The sequence below is a fragment of the Leucogemmata humicola genome (assembly GCF_055379415.1).
Genome location: NZ_AP040875.1, coordinates 4,578,782 through 4,596,694, shown reverse-complemented (window position 1 = coordinate 4,596,694; position 17,913 = coordinate 4,578,782). Strand labels below are relative to the sequence as shown.

At 63.2% G+C, this 17,913-nt stretch carries 15 protein-coding genes; 10 read left to right on the top strand and 5 right to left on the bottom strand.

Going from position 1 to position 17,913, the window contains the following annotated elements:
• Positions 1-52: 52 nt before the first annotated feature.
• The 4 genes from AC6H4Z_RS19660 to AC6H4Z_RS19645 form a co-directional block, all read right to left on the bottom strand.
• Positions 53-1,171 (bottom strand): hypothetical protein, encoded by a 1,119-nt coding sequence (locus AC6H4Z_RS19660; RefSeq protein WP_497543659.1) that lies wholly within the window; start codon positions 1,169-1,171, stop codon positions 53-55.
• The gene (locus AC6H4Z_RS19655; RefSeq protein WP_497543658.1) at positions 1,168-2,496 is read right to left on the bottom strand and encodes a tetratricopeptide repeat protein; all 1,329 of its coding nucleotides are present in this window, start codon (positions 2,494-2,496) and stop codon (positions 1,168-1,170) included. The genes AC6H4Z_RS19660 and AC6H4Z_RS19655 overlap by 4 nt, the downstream gene beginning before the upstream one ends.
• A gap of 11 nt (positions 2,497-2,507) precedes the next feature.
• Positions 2,508-3,362: a DnaB-like helicase C-terminal domain-containing protein gene (locus tag AC6H4Z_RS19650; protein WP_497543657.1), complete on the bottom strand. Its 855-nt coding sequence runs from the start codon at positions 3,360-3,362 to the stop codon at positions 2,508-2,510.
• A 79-nt stretch (positions 3,363-3,441) separates the two neighbouring features.
• Complete coding sequence (locus tag AC6H4Z_RS19645; RefSeq protein ID WP_497543656.1) at positions 3,442-3,837, bottom strand: hypothetical protein; 396 nt, start codon at positions 3,835-3,837, stop codon at positions 3,442-3,444.
• Positions 3,838-3,915: 78 nt separating this feature from the next.
• Here AC6H4Z_RS19645 and porX point away from each other — a divergent pair, with 78 nt between their 5' ends.
• Genes porX through AC6H4Z_RS19615 form a run of 6 tightly spaced genes read left to right on the top strand, consistent with a single transcriptional unit; the run spans position 3,916 to position 11,379 of the window.
• Entirely contained in the window at positions 3,916-5,478 is a 1,563-nt protein-coding gene (gene porX / locus AC6H4Z_RS19640; protein ID WP_497543655.1) for a T9SS response regulator signal transducer PorX, read from the top strand.
• Positions 5,479-5,480: 2 nt separating this feature from the next.
• Positions 5,481-7,340 carry an ABC transporter ATP-binding protein gene (locus AC6H4Z_RS19635; protein WP_497543654.1) on the top strand — a complete coding sequence of 620 codons (1,860 nt, stop codon included), beginning with the start codon at positions 5,481-5,483 and terminating at the stop codon, positions 7,338-7,340.
• 1 nt (position 7,341) lies between these two features.
• Entirely contained in the window at positions 7,342-8,439 is a 1,098-nt protein-coding gene (locus tag AC6H4Z_RS19630) for a glycosyltransferase family 4 protein (RefSeq protein WP_497543653.1), read from the top strand.
• Entirely contained in the window at positions 8,436-9,380 is a 945-nt protein-coding gene (locus AC6H4Z_RS19625; protein WP_497543652.1) for a lysophospholipid acyltransferase family protein, read from the top strand. The genes AC6H4Z_RS19630 and AC6H4Z_RS19625 overlap by 4 nt, the downstream gene beginning before the upstream one ends.
• On the top strand, positions 9,377-10,231 hold the full coding sequence (locus AC6H4Z_RS19620; RefSeq protein WP_497543651.1) for an ABC transporter permease: 855 nt from the start codon (positions 9,377-9,379) through the stop codon (positions 10,229-10,231). Before AC6H4Z_RS19625 ends, AC6H4Z_RS19620 begins: the two co-directional genes overlap by 4 nt.
• Entirely contained in the window at positions 10,228-11,379 is a 1,152-nt protein-coding gene (locus tag AC6H4Z_RS19615; RefSeq protein ID WP_497543650.1) for an aminotransferase class V-fold PLP-dependent enzyme, read from the top strand. Before AC6H4Z_RS19620 ends, AC6H4Z_RS19615 begins: the two co-directional genes overlap by 4 nt.
• Here the strand turns inward: AC6H4Z_RS19615 and tyrS are convergent.
• A complete protein-coding gene (gene tyrS / locus AC6H4Z_RS19610; protein ID WP_497543649.1) occupies positions 11,366-12,643 on the bottom strand; it encodes a tyrosine--tRNA ligase in 1,278 nt (425 codons plus the stop codon). The genes AC6H4Z_RS19615 and tyrS overlap by 14 nt on opposite strands.
• Positions 12,644-12,678: 35 nt before the next feature.
• Between tyrS and AC6H4Z_RS19605 the strand changes: the two genes are divergently transcribed.
• The 4 genes from AC6H4Z_RS19605 to AC6H4Z_RS19590 all read left to right on the top strand — a co-directional run bounded on the left by AC6H4Z_RS19605 (position 12,679) and on the right by AC6H4Z_RS19590 (position 17,901).
• Positions 12,679-15,003, top strand: a complete 2,325-nt coding sequence (locus AC6H4Z_RS19605; protein ID WP_497543648.1) for a penicillin-binding protein 1A — start codon at positions 12,679-12,681, stop codon at positions 15,001-15,003.
• A gap of 21 nt (positions 15,004-15,024) precedes the next feature.
• Entirely contained in the window at positions 15,025-15,795 is a 771-nt protein-coding gene (locus tag AC6H4Z_RS19600) for a hypothetical protein (RefSeq protein ID WP_497543647.1), read from the top strand.
• Complete coding sequence (locus AC6H4Z_RS19595; RefSeq protein WP_497543645.1) at positions 15,792-17,144, top strand: amidohydrolase family protein; 1,353 nt, start codon at positions 15,792-15,794, stop codon at positions 17,142-17,144. The genes AC6H4Z_RS19600 and AC6H4Z_RS19595 overlap by 4 nt, the downstream gene beginning before the upstream one ends.
• A gap of 178 nt (positions 17,145-17,322) precedes the next feature.
• Entirely contained in the window at positions 17,323-17,901 is a 579-nt protein-coding gene (locus AC6H4Z_RS19590; RefSeq protein ID WP_497543644.1) for an HNH endonuclease, read from the top strand.
• The last annotated feature ends 12 nt before the right edge of the window (positions 17,902-17,913 follow it).

Below are 17,913 nucleotides of genomic sequence, written 5' to 3'. Positions count from 1 at the left end.
AGTCACGCTCAATATACAGTCTGACTCGATCCTGGCAGGGCCTTGCGGAGTGCTATCGCAGGCGAATGGCGAGCGTCCCGCGGAACCCGGTCAGCGACGCGGTGGTGGTCAACGACGTCGTCCCCTGCGCGGCGATCTGGCCAATCGTATAGCCGCCGCTCGGGATGATCGAGACCGAGCCCGTGCCGATCTGCATTCGGAGTCCGAACGTTCCGAGGAAGCTCGTGGGTGACCCAACCTGCATCCACGCACGCCCCTCGACGTTGGGCTCGAGTACCACGGAACCGACGGGAATACCGTAGGTCAGCGTGCCGTTCGAGATGTTCTCATGATCGAGCAGGGAGCTGTCTGCGAGCGTTCCACGGGTGCGGAATAGGTTCCACGCGGTGATCGAGATCCGGCCCACGCCCATCGAGTTGTTGAAATCGACCTGCGTCAGATACCGGTTGCCTGTGTTGTAGATCGAGCCCGCCAGCTGATCGTTGCCGAACGTCGAATAGGTGAGCCCAACGGTGAATCGCCCCGTGCCTACCGGATGGTCTAGGCCGATTCGCGCGCGATACTCATTTCCCGGCTGATAGTGCAGCGCCAGGCCGCCCGCCGCGTCGAACGGATCGTACTGCGCAGAGTGACGCATGCTCAGTCCGACTCCGAGATTCCACTCGCCGACGGGACGAGCCAGCGCGATGCCGCCCGTTCCGCCGAAGCCAGTTCCCATGTTCGAGATTGGGAACGAGAGGAAGTCGCTTCCGATGAGGCCGGCGGCACGTTGCTGAGCCAGCGGAACGTTCGCCTGACCTGTGGGCAGGTTCACGCCGGCGGTGAGAATCACGAAATCAGTACCGAGCGCGAGGTTGCCTCGAACCTGTGTGTCCGTGAGTCCGGAAATCGTGCTCACCGCGGCCGTGGTTCCCGTCTGTTCCACGCGCGCCTGCGTGTACGACGTTCCCACGTCGAAGCTGAGACGCTGCGTGATCGGGACCTGCACGAAAATTGGGACCGCGAATTCGCTGATCGTCGTATTCGACGGCGACGAGATTTTGTACGAGTAGAACTGCGGGGCTACGCGAGCGCCGATGTCGAACGGCATCTGCGCGCCCACGCTCGGCGCAGCCGCTAATCCGGCAGCGAGAACCGCGAAGGCCGCGCGACGAAACAAGGAACGGCTCATGGTCTGGGCGCTCTCACGATCACGGTGACTTTGCCCGTCTTCGTCGTTGGATTGTCCGACCCGGTGCCGGAAGACGCGTCGGCAGCCGGCGGCGTGGCAGTGGTCGTTCCGCCGGTGGTGGCACCACTAGCGACCGACGGATTCAATCCCTCCGCCATGGCGGACACCGACGTGCCAGCGCCTCCAGACGAGCCCTGCGATCCGCTACCCTCGCTCGTACCGCGAAGGCCCGACTCCACCGTCTGAATCGTGACGGCGTTCCCTCGTACGAGATTCTTTGTTTCCTGGCTCTTCTGCTGCGCGGACAGGAAGCCGGGATCGAGTCGGAGTGCGTTCTCGAACGAACGATTCGCGTCGTCGAAGCGACCCTCGTCCTGCTCCTGCAATCCGCGACTGTAGGCGAGGAACGCAGCGAGCGAACGCGTGGGGCGTTGCTCGATTGCGTTTCGTTCCGACGTCGTCGGAACGACCTTCAGGTTGTCGATCAACAGCTTCAGCACGAGGTTCTTCTCGAGCGTGAACAGCTGATCGAGAGGCTGTTGATCGGTTGCGCCGGCGCCCATGAGCGCGCTCGACTGCACGTTCGTCACGAGCGCGGTCGCGTTCAGGCGATCGCCGGCCAGTTCTGAAATGCTGCCGCCAACGATGCTGCCGGCTTGAAGCATTTTGCCGACCCGAACGCCCGTGCCCGACTGCACTCCGCCCGATTGCTGCAGGTTCACTTCGTCGATGAGCGCTTGCAGGTGCGCGCGATCCAGCACCTTGAGCGCGGACACGCGACTCAGGTCAGTCGTGATCAGCTCGGCGAACCCGCGCTCCAACGGCTTGAGCGAGGTGTCGCGGCCGGCAAACGTGAAGGGCATGACCGCGATCGTCGTGACTGGGCCGGGAACGGTGGACAGCTGCCGTTCCTGGGCGATCGCCCGCTTGGCGCTCGCTTCGTTCTCATGTCGAGCGAGAACGGTGAGGCGGGCGTTGATCTGATCTTTGACGTTCCGCGTTTTGCCGACGGCCAGGTACGCCTCATACGCCGTACGGGCAGCGGGGAAGTCATTCTGCGCTTCAGCCGTCAGGCCAAGGTACAGCGCCGCCGCTCCATCGTTCGGATTCGCCGCGACTGCTTGGGTGAGCGCGGCGCGAGCCTCAGGAAATCGATTCGCCTTGAAGTACGCGACGCCGAGCGACCGAAGGATTGGTTCGGACTTCGGATCGTTGGCGCGCGACTGTTCGAGCCTCGCGATGCTATCGGCGCTACCGGAGACGGCGGGTGCACAGGCGCTGATCGAGAGCGCGCCGGCGACGACCGCCAACCGAAACATCTGCATTGAAATCGCTCCTACCGGTCGGGATCGAGCATGTCTTCGAACCGCATCCACTGGGCGTAGAAGTACAGGTCGACGTAACCGTTCGGCCCGTTGCGGTTCTTTCGAATCAACAATTCGGTCGCACCCTCGATGTCGCGTGAGGGCTCGTACATGTCCTGCCGGAACAACCCGAGGACGACGTCCGCATGCTGTTTGACACATCCCAGTCCGCCGAAGTCGTCGAGCGTCGGCCTGCGGTCTGGTCGAGCCGTGAGCAGAGGCAGCGGTGCCGTGACCAGAATCGCCACGCTGCGTTCCAGCGCGAGCGACTTCAGGTACCGAATCGTGGCTGCCAACTCCTCATCGAACGGTCGCGTGCCCTGCGCGAACGCGGCGAGCGAATCGATCACGACGAGCTCGATCCCCGGTAGTCCCTCGATCAGCGTTCCGACCTGCTCCGCGGATTGGCCGAACGAGAGCCGCTCGATGACCGGTAGACGGTCGCGCAGGCGAAGCGCAACGGCGCCGGCGCTCGCTCGGGTTCGGTCGTCGATGCTGCCCTTTCGCAGATCGTCGATTGGCGCGCGCGCTTCGATGGCGATGACGCGCTCCAGCACGCGCTCGATCGACATTTCGGCGGTAAGGAACGCGACGCGCGCGCCGCGGCTCGACGTCCGTATCGCAAAGGCGAGGGCTAGCGCCGACTTGCCGCTCGCCACGTCTCCACCCAGTACAATGAGATCCCCTCGGCGGAAGCCGCCGCCGAGGAGCGAGTCGAGACTTTGAAAACCAGAGGCGATCGTTTCTCCCGGCGCCGAGCCGTCACTCGCGGCATCGACCTTCGACAGGAGAACGGAGAGCGGAGAGATGTCCGTGCTACGAGTCATGGGCCATAATAGGGCCCATGCGCAACGCGGAGCAAGTTTTTAGCGCGTTGTCCTGCAAGCGCTTGCGCGACTAGCTCGACTATGCGGCTTCGAGCGCCGTGACGAGGCGGTCCAACTCCGACCGCGCGCGTGTATCGAGGAAGGTGTTCGTGGCTGCGGCCACGTTCCGCAGTGCGTCTGCGGTGCTTCGGGCGTCGGTGGTCGACGCGTCGACCAGGCGCGCCATCACAGGGCGCACGGCGGCAGGAAGCGCGAGCGTCGCCAGCCAACTCTTTGCGCCGACCGCTCGTTCGGAACGACTCGTCTGCGGAACGCCTCGCTCTGGAAGAACGTCCTGAGCGATGCGGGCAGCCATGTATGCGGCGAGGGCAACTTCCCGCTGGCCGCCGATGGGCGCACGTCCGGCGAGCGCGGCGAGCGCGGAAAAGCGAAACGTCGTGGTGACGAGCGAGTACGGCGGATTGGTGACGGGCACGGGTGGAACTTGCGATTCCCGGTCGGCGGGCGCTACCCACCGCTGATTTCCCCCGTCGTGCGCCGCTAGATTTCGCGCATGGCACAACCGGTCAAGTCCGTTCTCTGGGTCGACGACGAGGCGGAACTCCTCGAACCACACCGCATGTTCTTGCGGGACAAAGGGTTCGAAGTCGAGACCGTGACCAACGCCGACGACGCGGTGGAGATGGTTCGCCGCAAGCCGTTCAGTCTCGTTCTGCTCGACGAGCAGATGCCGGGCAAGAATGGCCTCGAGGCCCTCAGAGAGCTTCGCGAAGCCGATCCAAACCTCGCGATCGTGATGGTCACGAAAAGCGAGGAGGATTCGACGATGACCGAGGCCATCGGCGCGGCGCTCGACGGATACCTCGTCAAGCCGGTCACGCCGCGTCAGGTCTACGCGGCCATCACTCGCTTGCTCGAAGGCGCAAAGATTCGGCAGCAGGCCGTCGCGCGAAAATTCGTCGACCGTTTTCGCGACATCCAGACCGAGGCAATTCGCGGATTCGGGTGGCGCGACTGGATCGATCGGTACAGCGAGTTGACGCAGTGGGACCTCGACTTGGTTGCCGCGGGCGAAACGGGCCTGTACGAGTCGCTGCAAGGCCTGTATCCCGACCTGCGCCGCGAGTTCGCGCTGTATATGCGCACGGCCTATCCCGAGTGGTTGAGAACGCTCGAGGGCGATCGTCCCCCGCTGTCGATCGACATCGTGCCCGAGTTCCTGCTTCCGGTGCTGAAGCACGACCGGCAGGTGTTGTTCGTCGTGATCGACTGTCTGCGACTCGATCAGTGGCGGTTCATCGAGCCGCTGCTCACGCCGATGTTCGACATCGAGACGACGCACTATTTCAGCGTGCTGCCCACGGCCACGCCGTACTCGCGCAACGCACTGTTCAGCGGACTGTTCCCCGGCGAAATCGCCGCGCGTTTCCCCGACTGGTGGGGCGAGCGCGAAGACGAATCGCTGAACGCACACGAGCGACAGCTGCTCGAAGCGCAGCTCGTCGAGATTGGCGCCACGGTCCCCGTCCGCTACGAAAAGGTTTCGACGGCTGCCGAAGGCGACGACGTCGAGCGACGCCTATCGCGCGTTATCGCGCCCGAGGGCATTTCCGCGTTCGTCTTCAACTTCGTCGACCTGCTCACGCATGGTCGCTCGGAGTCGGCAATTCTGTACGAGGTCGCCCGCGACGAAATCGCGCTGCGACAGCTCACCCATCAGTGGTTCCGACGATCCGCGCTATTTGCCGTGCTGCAGGAAGCCGCGCGTCGCAAGGTGAAGGTGCTGGTGACGAGCGATCACGGTTCGATCCATTGTCGAACGCCGGCTACGGTGTTCGCAAAGCGCGATGCGACGCAGAACCTCCGCTACAAGTTCGGCGAGGATTTGCGCGCGGAAAATCCGGAGCAGGCGATGTTGTTCACGAAGGAAGATTCGTTGAAGTTGCCGCGACGCGGCCTGGGGGCGAACTCACTGCTGGCCACGGGTGATTCGTTTTTTGTCTATCCGACCAAACTGCGCGAGTACCAGAGCCGGTATCGCGGATCATTCCTGCACGGCGGCGTGACACCCGAGGAGTGTATCCTGCCGGTGTCTCTGCTCACGCCGAGGCGCTAGTCGTGACGCCTCAGGTTCCATCGCTTTCGCGCGAACAGTCGTCGATCTACCGCCGGTTGCTCATGTTCGTCCGTCCACACTGGTGGCGGATGACGGGCAACATCGCGGCGAATCTCATCGCAGCGCTGCTCGACGTCTTTTCGTTCACGCTGCTGATTCCGTTCCTGAACGCGCTGTTTCAGCGCCCGAGCTTGTTGCCGGCAAAGGCCGGCTTTCTCGAGCGTCTTCAGGCCCAGACCGTTGGTGTATTCCTCGATCCCGCGCATCCGCGCGAATCGTTGCGTGCGGTGATCTTCTGGATCATCGCCATCGTCGCGATCAAGAACGTTTTCGTCTGGTTGGCCGGCCAGTTCGGGGCATCGCTGCAGGAGTACGTCACGCGCGATCTGCGCGACGCGGTATTTCAGCACATGCAGCGTCTGTCGCTGGGGTACTTCCAGCGGACGAAGGCTGGGCAGATCATCTCGAAGGTTCTTTCAGATACCGACCAGACCAAGGCGCTCGTCACCGAGTTGGTGACTCGCTCGGTGCAGAGTTTGGCGCAGATCATCACGACGATGGTGGCGCTCTTTGCGATGTCCGTGAAGCTCACGCTGCTTTCGTTCGTCATCGCGCCGCTGCTCACCCTGTCGCTTCAACCGCTCCTCCGACGGCTTCGACAGGGCTATCGCCGAAGTCGCAATGACTACGGCGAGGCGACAAGCATTCTGCAGGAGGTCGTAAACGGCGTCCGTCTGGTGAAGTCGTTTGGCGGCGAGCGATACGAGGACGAGCGGTTTGGTGCGGCCAGCGCGCGCTATTCCGACGGTATGGTCCGGATCAATCGCGTGTCGGCGCTCTCGCAACCGTTCACGGAAGTGATCGGCATGTCGATCGCCGTGCTGATTCTATGGATCGGTGCACAGGAAGTCCTGCGCGGTGGTGGTATCGATGGGGCATCGCTGATCGTCTTCATGTCTCTCGTCATGAGACTCTTGCCGCCGCTGAAACAGATTTCTCAGACCCCCAACACCGCGCAGCAGTCCATGGCTGCCGCCGAGCGATTGTTCGAGGTGTTCGACCAGCCGACCGAAGAGCAGACCGATCGCGGCACTCGCATGGTTGCGTCGCTCGAGCGCGATGTCGAGTTTCGCGACGTCACGTTCGCATACGACGCCGAGCCGGTCCTGGAATCGGTTAGTTTCGTCGCGCCGCGGGGAGCAATGGTCGCGCTCGTCGGACCGAGCGGCGCGGGCAAGAGCACGCTCGTCGATCTGATCCCGCGCTTCTACTCGCCGACCGCCGGCAGCATCCTCTTCGACGGCATCGATAGTCGCGAGATCAAACTCGCCTCACTTCGCGCGCTCACTGGCATCGTCAGTCAGGACACTGTCCTGTTCAACGACTCGGTGCTCAACAACATCGCCTACGGCGCAGAAGGGAAGTACTCCACGGAGCAGATCGAACGCGCGGCTCGCGCTGCCAACGCACACGACTTCATCACCGCGCTGCCGAACGGCTACGACACCGTACTCGGCGAACGCGGTACGCGTCTTTCCGGCGGACAGCGTCAACGGCTCGCGATTGCTCGCGCGCTGTTGATCGATCCGCCGATTCTGATTCTCGATGAAGCGACATCGGCGCTCGACACCGAATCCGAACGCTTGGTGCAGGAAGCGGTCGATCGCCTACTCACCGGCCGCACCGTGTTTGTGATTGCCCACCGCCTGTCGACTGTCGTTCACGCCGACCTGATTCTCGTTCTCGATCGCGGCCGAATCGTGGAGCGTGGCACGCATGCGGAGTTGCTCGCCGAGCGTGGCGCGTACTTCCGACTGCACTCCCTGCAGTTCCGCGACGAACGAATTCCCGCCAACGTGTAGAATGCGCGTTTTGTTCTACGTAGGGGACAAAGCGTGGTCGGGTGGGGCACGTGCGACGTTGGCTGCCGCGCGCGGTCTCGCGTCGCGCGGCCATCCGGTGACGATCGCGTGTTGCGAGGGCAGCCGGCTCGATCAGGATGCGCGCGCCGCAGAAATCGAAACAATCACGATCAACGGCTCCAGCAGCACCGTCGGCGGAGCGTTCGACCTCCGCCGCGTGCTTGCCGATCGTTTCATTGAGGCAGCCATCGTCTCGTCCGAGCGCGATCATCTCATCGTTGCGTCGGCGATGCGCTTTGCCGAGCGCGGTGGCGTGCTGCGGCGGATCCCGTCGTCCACTCCGCTCGAGCTTCAAACTGGCGGGAAGCTCGCGCTCCGGCTCGCCGCTGCGGGACTCATCGTCGCATCCGATCGTGAATTGCGCGAAGCCGTCGCGCCCGGCTGGACGATTCCCGCGACCGTCGCTCCGCTCGGCGTCGACCCGACTCTGTACGATGGTGTGGAGCCTGCGACGTGGAACGAGATGGGCGTTCCACCGCAGGCGTTGCTTGTCGCGTGCAGCTATGATCCGTCTGGTCGCTACCGGATGGGCGTGGTATTTCGCGCGATCGCGCTGCTCGCGCCACGCCATCCAAACTTGCACGTCGTCGTCTTTGGCCCTGGTGCGGCGGATGATGATTTACGAATGCACGCTGCAGCGCTCGGTGTCACGCCGGTCGTTACCTTCTTACGGGACTCGGGCGACGAGCGCCGCATCATGCGCGCATCGAGTGTGGGCTGGGTGGTGTCTGGCAGCGACAACGGCGCGTACGCCTGCCTCGACTTCATGAGTCTGCGCGTACCGGTCATCGCCGAGCGATCGCCTCTCATGCAGCACTATGTCGCCGACGGAATCACCGGCATTCTGCTCGCGCACGCGGATCCGTCGTACACAGCGTCGAATGTGACCGAGTTCCTCACCGGTAACGACAAGCGCCTTGCCATGGGCAACGCTGCTCGCGCGCGAGCACAGCGCGAATTCGGCGAGAGCACGATGATCGACGGTTTCGAACGAGCGGTCACTGCTGCTGGCGATCGGACTAAGTGGACCGCGAAGTGACGGCCGTCGCCGAAAGCGTTCATCAACCGACCTTTGCGCACCGTGCGGAATACGCGGCGATTCGCGGCGCAGTGGCGGCCATGGAACGGCTCAGCTTCGTACGTGCGGGTCGCATTGGTGAACGCATCGGTCAGTTCGGTTATGCGCCACTCGGAATTCGGCGCGTCGTTGTCGAGAAGCAGCTCACCGCTGCATTTCCAGACCTTCCTCGGGACGAGATAGAACGCATCGCGCGCGCGTCGTACGCGCATCTCGGCCGCACGAGCGTCGAAACGGCAATCCTTCCGTCGTACTCCTCGGGCGAGATCATCGACTTATTCGAATCGGTAACCGGTTGGGAGTTAGTCGAAGAACGTCTCGCTCTCGGCAAGGGGCTGATCGTCGTCACCGGGCATTTGGGCAACTGGGAGCTGGGCGGCGCCTACGTCGCTGCACGAGGCTTGCCCATCGACGCCATTGCTCGGCACATGGCAAACCCGCTCTTCGATCGGTATCTCACGTCGACGCGACAGCAAATCGGAATGACGGTCGTGCACGATGAGGCGGCCGTGCGTCGCGTGCCGCGGTCGCTGCGAACCGGGCGCACCGTGGCGTTTCTCGTCGACCAAGGTGCAGTCGGGCTCGCATCAACTTGGGTACCGTTCTTTGGGCGCTACGCGAAGACACCGCGCGGTCCGGCGGTCTTTGCACTACGACTCGGAACGCCGGTCGTGTTTGGTGTTGCGTTGCGCGAACCGTCGGGGCGCTATCATCTCACCTTCGAGCCCGTCGAAGTTACGGAGACGGGCGATCGTGAAGCCGACGTCGATCGCATCGTCGCCGACTACACGGCCGTACTCGAACGTTGGGTTCGCAAAGCGCCGGAGCAATATTTCTGGCATCACCGGCGGTGGAAGCATCAACGTCCGGGAACACCGCGGGAACTCGGAGATCCACTATGAGTCGCGCGACGGATCGACTTGGCTCTGATCGACGCGCCTGGTTCGGCGTTGGGGTCATCGCACTGCTGGTGCTCATGGCGATCGCAGCTCCGCTGCTGGCGCGCCACGATCCGACCGGCGTCGACCTGATCAACTCTCTGCAACCGCCATCGAGCTCGCACTGGTTCGGCACCGACAACCTCGGCCGCGACGTGTGGGCTCGTTTCGTTTACGGGTCGCGCGTGTCGCTCTCCGTCGGACTCGTTTCGCAGGGAATCGCGCTTTCGCTTGGCGTGCTACTCGGGCTCATCGCCGGCTACTACGGTAAGTGGGTCGACGAATTCGTCATGCGTCTCGCTGATGTGACTCTGGCATTCCCGACGCTACTTCTGCTCATCGCCCTCGTTGCCGCGCTTCGGCCGTCGCTCACGGTCGTGTTCATCGCAATTGGCGTTGTCGGCTGGGCAGGCATGGCGCGACTCGTTCGCGGACAGGTGTTGGTCGTTCGCGAGTTGGAGTTCGTGCAGGCCGAGCGCGCCCTCGGCGCGCGCGACACGAGAATTCTCTTACAGCACATCCTCCCGAGTGTCGTTGCCCCGGTGGTGATCGCCGCGACCCTTGGCGTCGCTGGTGCGATCATGGCGGAGTCGTCGCTCTCCTTTCTCGGACTTGGCGTGCAGCCACCAACACCGAGTTGGGGCGCGATGATCGCCGACGGTCGCGACTTGTACCAGCTGCGACACGCGCCCTGGACGTCCGTCTTCCCGGGCCTGGCGATCGGCAGCGCCGTGCTCGGATTCAATTTGCTTGGCGATGCCTTGCGCGATGCGCTCGATCCGCGCACGATGCGCTCGACCATGCCAACCACATGACCTACGACGTCGAAGCGCTGCGGCGCGACGAGTTTCCCTGGGCGGCCGACGGCGAAACGATCTTTCTCAACCATGCGTCGACCGGACCTCTGCCGGCGCGCGCGGTGCGCGTGCTCAACGAGTGGGGACGGCTGCGAGCGAACCCGCACCGCATTGCGCACGATGTGCAGTTCGGCACGCTCGACCGCAGTCGCGAACTGATCGCTCAGATGATTGGCGCGAATTCGTCGGAGATCGCTCTCGCGACGAACACGAGCTACGGTCTGAACCTCGCCGCATTTTCACTCCCGCTCAAAGCCGGCGATGTCGTGCTGTCGCCCGATCTCGAGTTTCCGGCAAACGTCTATCCGTGGATGGCGCTCGCCCAGCGACGTGGCGTGGAGTACCGCCGAGTGAAGTGCGACGATGGTGTGCTGGACGTCGACCGCCTTTCGCTCGAGCTCGAGGACGAGCGCGTTCGCGCCGTCACCGTCTCGTGGGTTCAATTCGCGTCTGGCGCTCGCGTTGACCTCGAAGCACTCGGCGGACTCTGTCGCGCCATGGGCGTCTACTTCATCGTCGACGCTATTCAGGGCCTCGGACCGCTGACGATCGATCTATCGAACACTCACGTCGACATTCTCGCGTGTGGCGCTCAGAAGTGGCTCCTGTCGCCATGGGGTTCGGGTTTCGTGTACGTCCGCAATGAGCTCATCGAACAGCTCGAGCCGCACGACGTGAGCTGGCTCGGCGTGCGTGGCGCCGACGACTTCAGTAGACTCACCGACTACGATCTGACTTGGCGCGACAACGCGAGAAAGTTCGAGTTCATCACGCTGCCGTTCCAGGACATGGCCGCGATGAATGCGAGTCTCGAACTCTTTCACGAGCTCGGGACCGCGGAAGTGTCGCGTCACATCATCGGTCTGGCCGACGAAATCGCCGAGTGGGCGCTGGCTCGGCCCGACGTCGAGCTCGTGACGCCGGCGCCCGCGGAGCGCCGCGGAGGAATTGTGTCCGTGCGCCCAGCCGACGCGAGGGCGGCGAGCGAGCGATTGAACGCCGCCAACGTCGCGCACTCCCTGCGTGAAGGCGCGATTCGGCTATCGCCGCACTGCTACAACACGCGCGACGAAATTCACGCCGCGCTCCAGATTATCGCGCCTTGATCAATCCGTAGCTGCGGGCACCCTTTCGCAGCAGGATGAATTCGCCACCGAGCAGATCACCGCTCGCCAACGGCTCGCGTTCGGGTCCAAGCCGGCTACCGTTCAAATAGACGCCGCCCTGTTGCAGCATCCGGCGCATATCGCCCTTGCTCTTGAATAGCGCGTCGGTGCCGACGCACGCGGCTTCGAGGGCGTCGTGAGTCGTCAGCTCGTCTTTCGGTTCGAGCGTGAAGACGGGAATCTCGAGCTGCAGCGCCACGAGGGCGTCGCGAGACAGCGTCGTGGGATCCGCGCCGCCAAAGAGCAATCCTGAGACTTCCTCTGCCGCGCGCAATGAAACGTCGCCATGGACGATGCGCGTGACCTCACCGGCCAGCATTCGCTGCGCCTCACGGCGTTCCGGATGCTCTGCCACGCCGCGCTCCAGCTCCTCGATCGTTGGACGATCGAGCAGGGTGAAGTAGCGGAGGTACCGGCCCGCATCGCGATCGTCGACGTTCACCAGAAACTGGTAAAACTTGTACGGCGACGTGAGCGACGCGTCCAGCCAAACGGCCCCGGCCTCAGTCTTGCCAAACTTGGTTCCCGCCGACGTCGTGACGAGCGGCGACGTGATGGCATGGGCGTCGGTTCCGAGTGTACGACGAATCAACTCGATTCCGGCGGTGATGTTCCCCCATTGATCGCTACCACCCATCTGGAGTCGAACGTTGTGACGTCGGCGCAACTCCAAAAAATCGTACGCCTGCAGCAGCATATACGAGAACTCGGTGTAGGAGATACCGCTTTCCATGCGGCCCTTCACCGAGTCCTTCTGCAACATGTAGTTGATCGTGAAGTGCTTGCCGACGTCGCGCATGAATTCCACGGCGCGCAAATCGACCAGCCATTCGGCGTTGTTGATCATCCGGGCGCCATTGCTGCCCGAAAAATCGAGAAAGCGCTCGAGCTGCTTGCGAATCGCCTCGGCGTTCGCCGTCACCGTTTCGATGTCGGACAGCGGGCGTTCGGCGGTCTTTCCGCCCGGATCGCCAATCAGGCCAGTTCCGCCGCCAACGAGTGCTACGGGACGATGCCCGTGCTTCTGCAATCGCACCAGCAGCATGATGACGAGCAGCGTGCCGATATGCAGGCTCGGCGCCGTCGGGTCAAAGCCGATGTACCCCGAGATCGGTCCGCTCGACAGCGCGTCACCGACTTCCTCGGTGTTTTGGTACAGCAAACCGCGCCAGTCAAGCTCGTCCAGTAGTGCATGCGTTCGCATGGCACAAAAATAGACTAGTAGCGGGGTGAACGCCTATGCCTACGATTCCGTTCACCCGAGCCTTCCGAGCCAAGCATCCGCGATTCTCGCGTACGCTGCTGCTCAGCGCGTCGTTCTTCGCCGCGTTCGTCCTCGGCTTCGCCTATGCGACGTGGGCCATGGTGTGCCGCGCCGGGCGCTGCCCGTCTGCCGAGACTCTCGACAACTACGCGCCGCACCAGACGTCCAAGCTCTACGCCACTGACGGGCAGTTCATGGCCGAGCTCGGACTGGAGCGACGCACGATCGTTCGCTTCAACGACATTCCACCGCTCATGCGCAACGCCGTCGTTGCGACTGAAGACAAGCGCTTCTACAAGCACGCCGGCATTGACTGGATTCGAGTGCCCGGCGCGCTGTTCGTCGACATCAAAAAGCGCACGTTCAGCGAAGGCTTCTCTACCATCACCATGCAGCTCGCGCGGAACATCTTCCCCGAGCGCATATCGCGCGACAAGACCCTCATTCGGAAAATCAAAGAGGCGAAGGTCGCGCGGGAGATCGAAGCGCGGTACTCGAAAGATCGTATCCTCGAGCTCTACTTGAATCAGATCTACCTCGGCAACGGGGCGTACGGCGTCGGCGCGGCGTCTCAGCGGTACTTTGGCAAACCGATTCAACAGCTCAACGTCGCCGAGATCGCACTGCTCGCTGCGCTCCCCAAGGGGCCCGAGCGATACAATCCGAGAAAATTCCCCGAGCGCGCGAAGCAGCGACGAAACGTCGTCATTTCGCTGATGCGCAACTCCAAGCTGATCGACGCGTCCACTGCCGCGCAGGCCGAGGCGTATCCGCTTCATCTGACGTCGCAGGTCGAAGCCGCTACGCCCGCGCCGTATTTCATCGAATGGGTTCGTCAGCGGCTCGAAGAGCGTTTTGGCCAGGATCTCTATGAAAAGGGCTACAAGGTCTTCACGACGCTCGACCTGAACATGCAGGCCTCGGCCGAACGGTCGATGGAACAGCAGATGCGGGCGATCGAGAACGGACGCTACGGCTCCTACCCGCACGTCTCCTACGCGAAGTACATGGCGCGGACGGATGCTGAGACCGATCGCGCATCTGCCAACTCGCCGTACCTCCAGGGTGCGTTCATCGCGCTCGAGCCGCGCACCGGCGCCGTACTCGCGCTCGTTGGCGGCCGTGATTTCGACGACAGCCAGTTCGACCGCGCCATCCAATCGGTTCGTCAACCCGGCTCGACCTTCAAGCCGATCCTGTACGCGGACGCCGTTCAGAATGGACGACCGCTGTCGTACATACTCGACGACTCGCCGTTGACGGTGCCGCTCGGAGGAAATTCGACGTGGACGCCGCAGAACTTCGAGGGGAACTTCGAAGGCAAGATTCCCATGCGGCGCGCGCTCGTGGAGTCGCGCAACGTCCCCACGATCGCGCTAGGAATGGAGCTCGGCGTCCCAAGTGTCATTGCCGAAGCGAGAAAGTTCGGTCTCACCACGCCAATTCCTGAATATCCGTCGATCTTCATCGGCGCAGCGGACGTGTATCCGATCGAAATGGTGTCGGCGTACACCGCCTTCGCCACGCTCGGTACGCGCTCGAAGCCAAACCCGATTCTGCGCGTTGAAGATCAGGACGGAAACGTCGTCTGGCAGCCGGAGCCGACAACCGCAACGGTCATGACGTCCGAAGAGGCGTGGCTCATGGTGAGCATGATGAAGGATGTCGTGCGCCGTGGCACTGCAGCGGGTAGTGTCGGTTCGCAGATTCGATATCCCGCCGGCGGAAAAACTGGTACGACGAACGACGGCGCCGACGTCTGGTTCATCGGTTATACGTCCGACATCGTTGCCGGTGTTTGGATGGGCTTCGACAAACCGCAAAAGATCAAAGCGAACGCGCAGGGTGGTGTGCTCGCCGCGCCCGTGTGGACATCGTTCATGAACGACGTCTACAAGAAGCATCCGCTGCCAAGCGATTGGTCGATGCCCGGCAACGTCGTGACCGTCGAGATCGACGGCTCGACGAACATGCTCGCGACGCCGTACTGTCCGCGCGACGCCGTAATCAAAGAGTTCTTCATTCGCGGTACCGATCCCATCATACCCTGCGACGTGCATCTCGCGCCGCTCGCTCCAGACACGTCGGGCGTAACGGGCACTTATCCGCGAACGTCGCTGCCGCCGAGCACTCTACCGGGAGACACCTCGCGTCGCCCGCGAGACAGTGCGATCTTTCCAATACCGCCGCGCGACACGTTGCCGTCGAGCTTGACGCGTCTGCGCGACTCCCTGCGGCTCCTGGATTCCGCGCGCGCTCGCCCTCGGCCCGTTCCACCCGATACCGGTCGCGTGCCCTAAGCAACGACTCATTCGCACGTCATGACTTGGCAGCCAACTGACTGCCACGCGCACTCGAGGTATTCGGACGGCGAGCTCTCGGTCGCTCAGGTGATCGAGCGCGCCAAGCAACTTGGCGTCCGCCCATCGCTCGCCGACCACATCTCGCGCGACGTCAGCAAAAGCATCAAGAGCGTCGGCGCCGCGCGGCAGTACGTCGAGGACCTTGCGAGGTTCGACGTTCTTCGCGCCGGCGAATTCTGTTGGCACGACGAGCTGTGGCGCGAATTGCCGCCCGATGTCGTCCGTCAGTTCACGCATCGCCTCGGGTCGCTCCACGCCGTGCGAATGCCCGATGGCACACTCGTGCACGCCTTCTGGTCGCAGACTCCAGCCGGTCTGACGGTGCGCTCGTACATGGATGCGCACCTCGCATCGCTCGAGTCGCTCGCGCGCGAAATGCCCGTCGATATTCTGGCGCATCCTACGCTGGTTGCGCTGCCATTTCGCAAGATCGACGTCGACGAGCTTTGGACCGAGGAACATGAAACTCGAATGGTCGAGGCGCTCTTCAACGCTGGAATCGCGTTCGAGATCTCTACTCGCTATTGGCCGCACGAACGACTCGTCCGACGCGCCATTGCTCGCGGGGTTCGAATCTCACTGGGCTCGGACGGGCACACCCTCGCCCAGATCGCCGAAGTGAGCCGGCCACTCGCCCTCGCTCGCGAACTCGGCGTTCCCGACGACGCGTTGTACGATCCCGATCGACACGGTTCCAAAACGCACGCCGGCCTCGCGGTGCAAGCATGATTCGCTACCGTGCTCGCTGGGTCGTGCCGATTTCATCGCCGCCGATCGCCAACGGCGTCGTCGTGGTCGACGGTGATCGAATCGACTTCGTTGGGTCGATCGAGGAGGCACCCGCTGGCGACGATGTCGACCTCGGCGACGTCATCCTGATGCCCGGCCTCGTGAACGCGCATTGCCATCTCGAACTCACGGCAATGCGCGGGTTTCTCGAAGATCTCGACTTCCGGCGCTGGATCGTGCGACTCACCGGTGCGCGTCGCGCCGTTCTCGATCGCGACGCGCTGCTCGATTCAGCGCGGTACGGACTTGTCGAAGGAATCAGCGCGGGCGTTACGACTTACGCAGACACGTGCGACTCTGGCGTCGTACTGCAGGCCATGCGCGAAGCTGGCGTTCGCGGCGTGATGTATCAGGAGGTGTTCGGTCCCGACCCGGCGCAGTGTGAGGCATCGATGGCGGGACTTCGAGAGAAGGTTGCCGGCCTTCGATATCTCGAAACGCCGCTCGTACGCGTGGGCATCTCGCCTCATGCGCCGTACACCGTCTCCGACGATCTCTTTCGCGCCGCCGCGGCGCTCGCGCGCGAACAGCATCTCCCCATGGCGATCCACATCGCCGAGAGCGAGCTCGAACGCGCGTATGTCGTCGAAGGCGCCGGTCCGTTTGCCGACGGACTGCGCCGTCGTGGAATCGCCGTATCGTCGCGCGCCGAGTCGCCGATCCAACTGCTCTCGACACTCGGCGTTCTCGACGTGGCGCCGTTGCTGATTCACTGCGTCCGCGTCGATCAGCGCGACATTCGAACAATTGCCGCCGCGCACGCTCCGGTAGCGCATTGTCCGGTGTCGAACGCCAAACTCGGGCACGGCGTCTCGCCGGTGGACGAACTTCTCGCCGCCGGAGTCGTCGTAGGGCTCGGCAGCGATTCGATGGCGAGCAACAATCGGATGGACCTCCTCGAGGAAGCCCGAGTCGCGCTGCTCAGTCAGCGCGCGCGCATTGGATCGTGGGAAACGCCGGACGCGATCGACACGTTGGCGATGGCCACGATCGGCGGAGCGCAAGCGCTCGGTTTGGGCGAGGTGATCGGAACACTCGACGTTGGCAAGCAGGCGGATCTGGCTGCTTTCCGAATCGATCGAGTTGGTCCGACGTACGACCCAGTGACCGCTGCAGTGTTCTCGCTGACAGGCGCGAACACGGACTTTGTGAGCGTTGCCGGTCGTGTTCTGCTGAGAAATGGCAAACTCGTCGAGCCGCGCGACGGTCTGGCCGACCGCATGCAGACATTAGGCAATTCGCTCGGTACATGGCTGTCGACAGGCGGCGAAATGGGAAGCGTCGCCTGAGTGACGTGATCGGTACGGTATCTTGTCGCCTCACTGACACCAGCATAGCTTGCTATAGAGAACGTCATTCCCCGACACGTGCGGTGTGCACGCGATCGGGAGCGCGGTGCCGCTTACCATTCCCGCTCCCGCCCGAAGCCCAAGGCGGGAGTTCGTGTACCGGCCCTCGGAGGTGTTCGTGGTCGTTGGCTGTCTCGCACTCAACGCGTCGTATGAACCGCTGACGATGGTCCCGCTTCGTCGGGCCCTTCGCCTCGTGATCGACGGAAAGGCCGAGATCGTCGAAACCGATTTCGACAAAGTCGTCCGGTCCGAGCGGCTCACCATGCCGCGCCCCGCGGTCATACGACTGACGAAGTTCATCCACGTCCCGCGCCGCTTCCGGCGGCAGGTGACGAACACGTTCCTCTTCGCCCGTGACCACTACATGTGTCAGTACTGCGGACGACACATCACGGAGCTGAAGCAGCGTGAAGCGCTCACGCGCGATCACCTGATTCCGCTTTCTCGTGGCGGGTCGAACGAATGGACGAACGTGGTCACGGCGTGTAGCCCGTGTAACACGCGGAAGGGCAATCGCCTGCCAGAGGAGATCGGAATGCACCCGACGTCGCATCCGGTCGAGCCGCACTTCGTGCACCTCAGCTGGGCCGTGCGCCGTCTCACGCCAACCCAGGCGCGATACATTCGCACGTTCTACGGCAGCGAAGTCCTGCATCACCTGGAGCAGCTCGAACACAGGACTGCTCGGCACTAGGCGTAGGGCGCC

What these genes read in the sequence shown, in the direction of transcription:
- AC6H4Z_RS19660 (WP_497543659.1), bottom strand. Translation starts at nt 1,171, where the DNA reads ATGAGCCGTTCCTTGTTTCGTCGCGCGGCCTTCGCGGTTCTCGCTGCC.
- AC6H4Z_RS19655 (WP_497543658.1), bottom strand. Translation starts at nt 2,496, where the DNA reads ATGCAGATGTTTCGGTTGGCGGTCGTCGCCGGCGCGCTCTCGATCAGC.
- AC6H4Z_RS19650 (WP_497543657.1), bottom strand. Translation starts at nt 3,362, where the DNA reads ATGACTCGTAGCACGGACATCTCTCCGCTCTCCGTTCTCCTGTCGAAG.
- porX (WP_497543655.1), top strand. Translation starts at nt 3,916, where the DNA reads ATGGCACAACCGGTCAAGTCCGTTCTCTGGGTCGACGACGAGGCGGAA.
- AC6H4Z_RS19630 (WP_497543653.1), top strand. Translation starts at nt 7,342, where the DNA reads ATGCGCGTTTTGTTCTACGTAGGGGACAAAGCGTGGTCGGGTGGGGCA.
- AC6H4Z_RS19620 (WP_497543651.1), top strand. Translation starts at nt 9,377, where the DNA reads ATGAGTCGCGCGACGGATCGACTTGGCTCTGATCGACGCGCCTGGTTC.
- AC6H4Z_RS19615 (WP_497543650.1), top strand. Translation starts at nt 10,228, where the DNA reads ATGACCTACGACGTCGAAGCGCTGCGGCGCGACGAGTTTCCCTGGGCG.
- tyrS (WP_497543649.1), bottom strand. Translation starts at nt 12,643, where the DNA reads ATGCGAACGCATGCACTACTGGACGAGCTTGACTGGCGCGGTTTGCTG.
- AC6H4Z_RS19605 (WP_497543648.1), top strand. Translation starts at nt 12,679, where the DNA reads ATGCCTACGATTCCGTTCACCCGAGCCTTCCGAGCCAAGCATCCGCGA.
- AC6H4Z_RS19600 (WP_497543647.1), top strand. Translation starts at nt 15,025, where the DNA reads ATGACTTGGCAGCCAACTGACTGCCACGCGCACTCGAGGTATTCGGAC.
- AC6H4Z_RS19595 (WP_497543645.1), top strand. Translation starts at nt 15,792, where the DNA reads ATGATTCGCTACCGTGCTCGCTGGGTCGTGCCGATTTCATCGCCGCCG.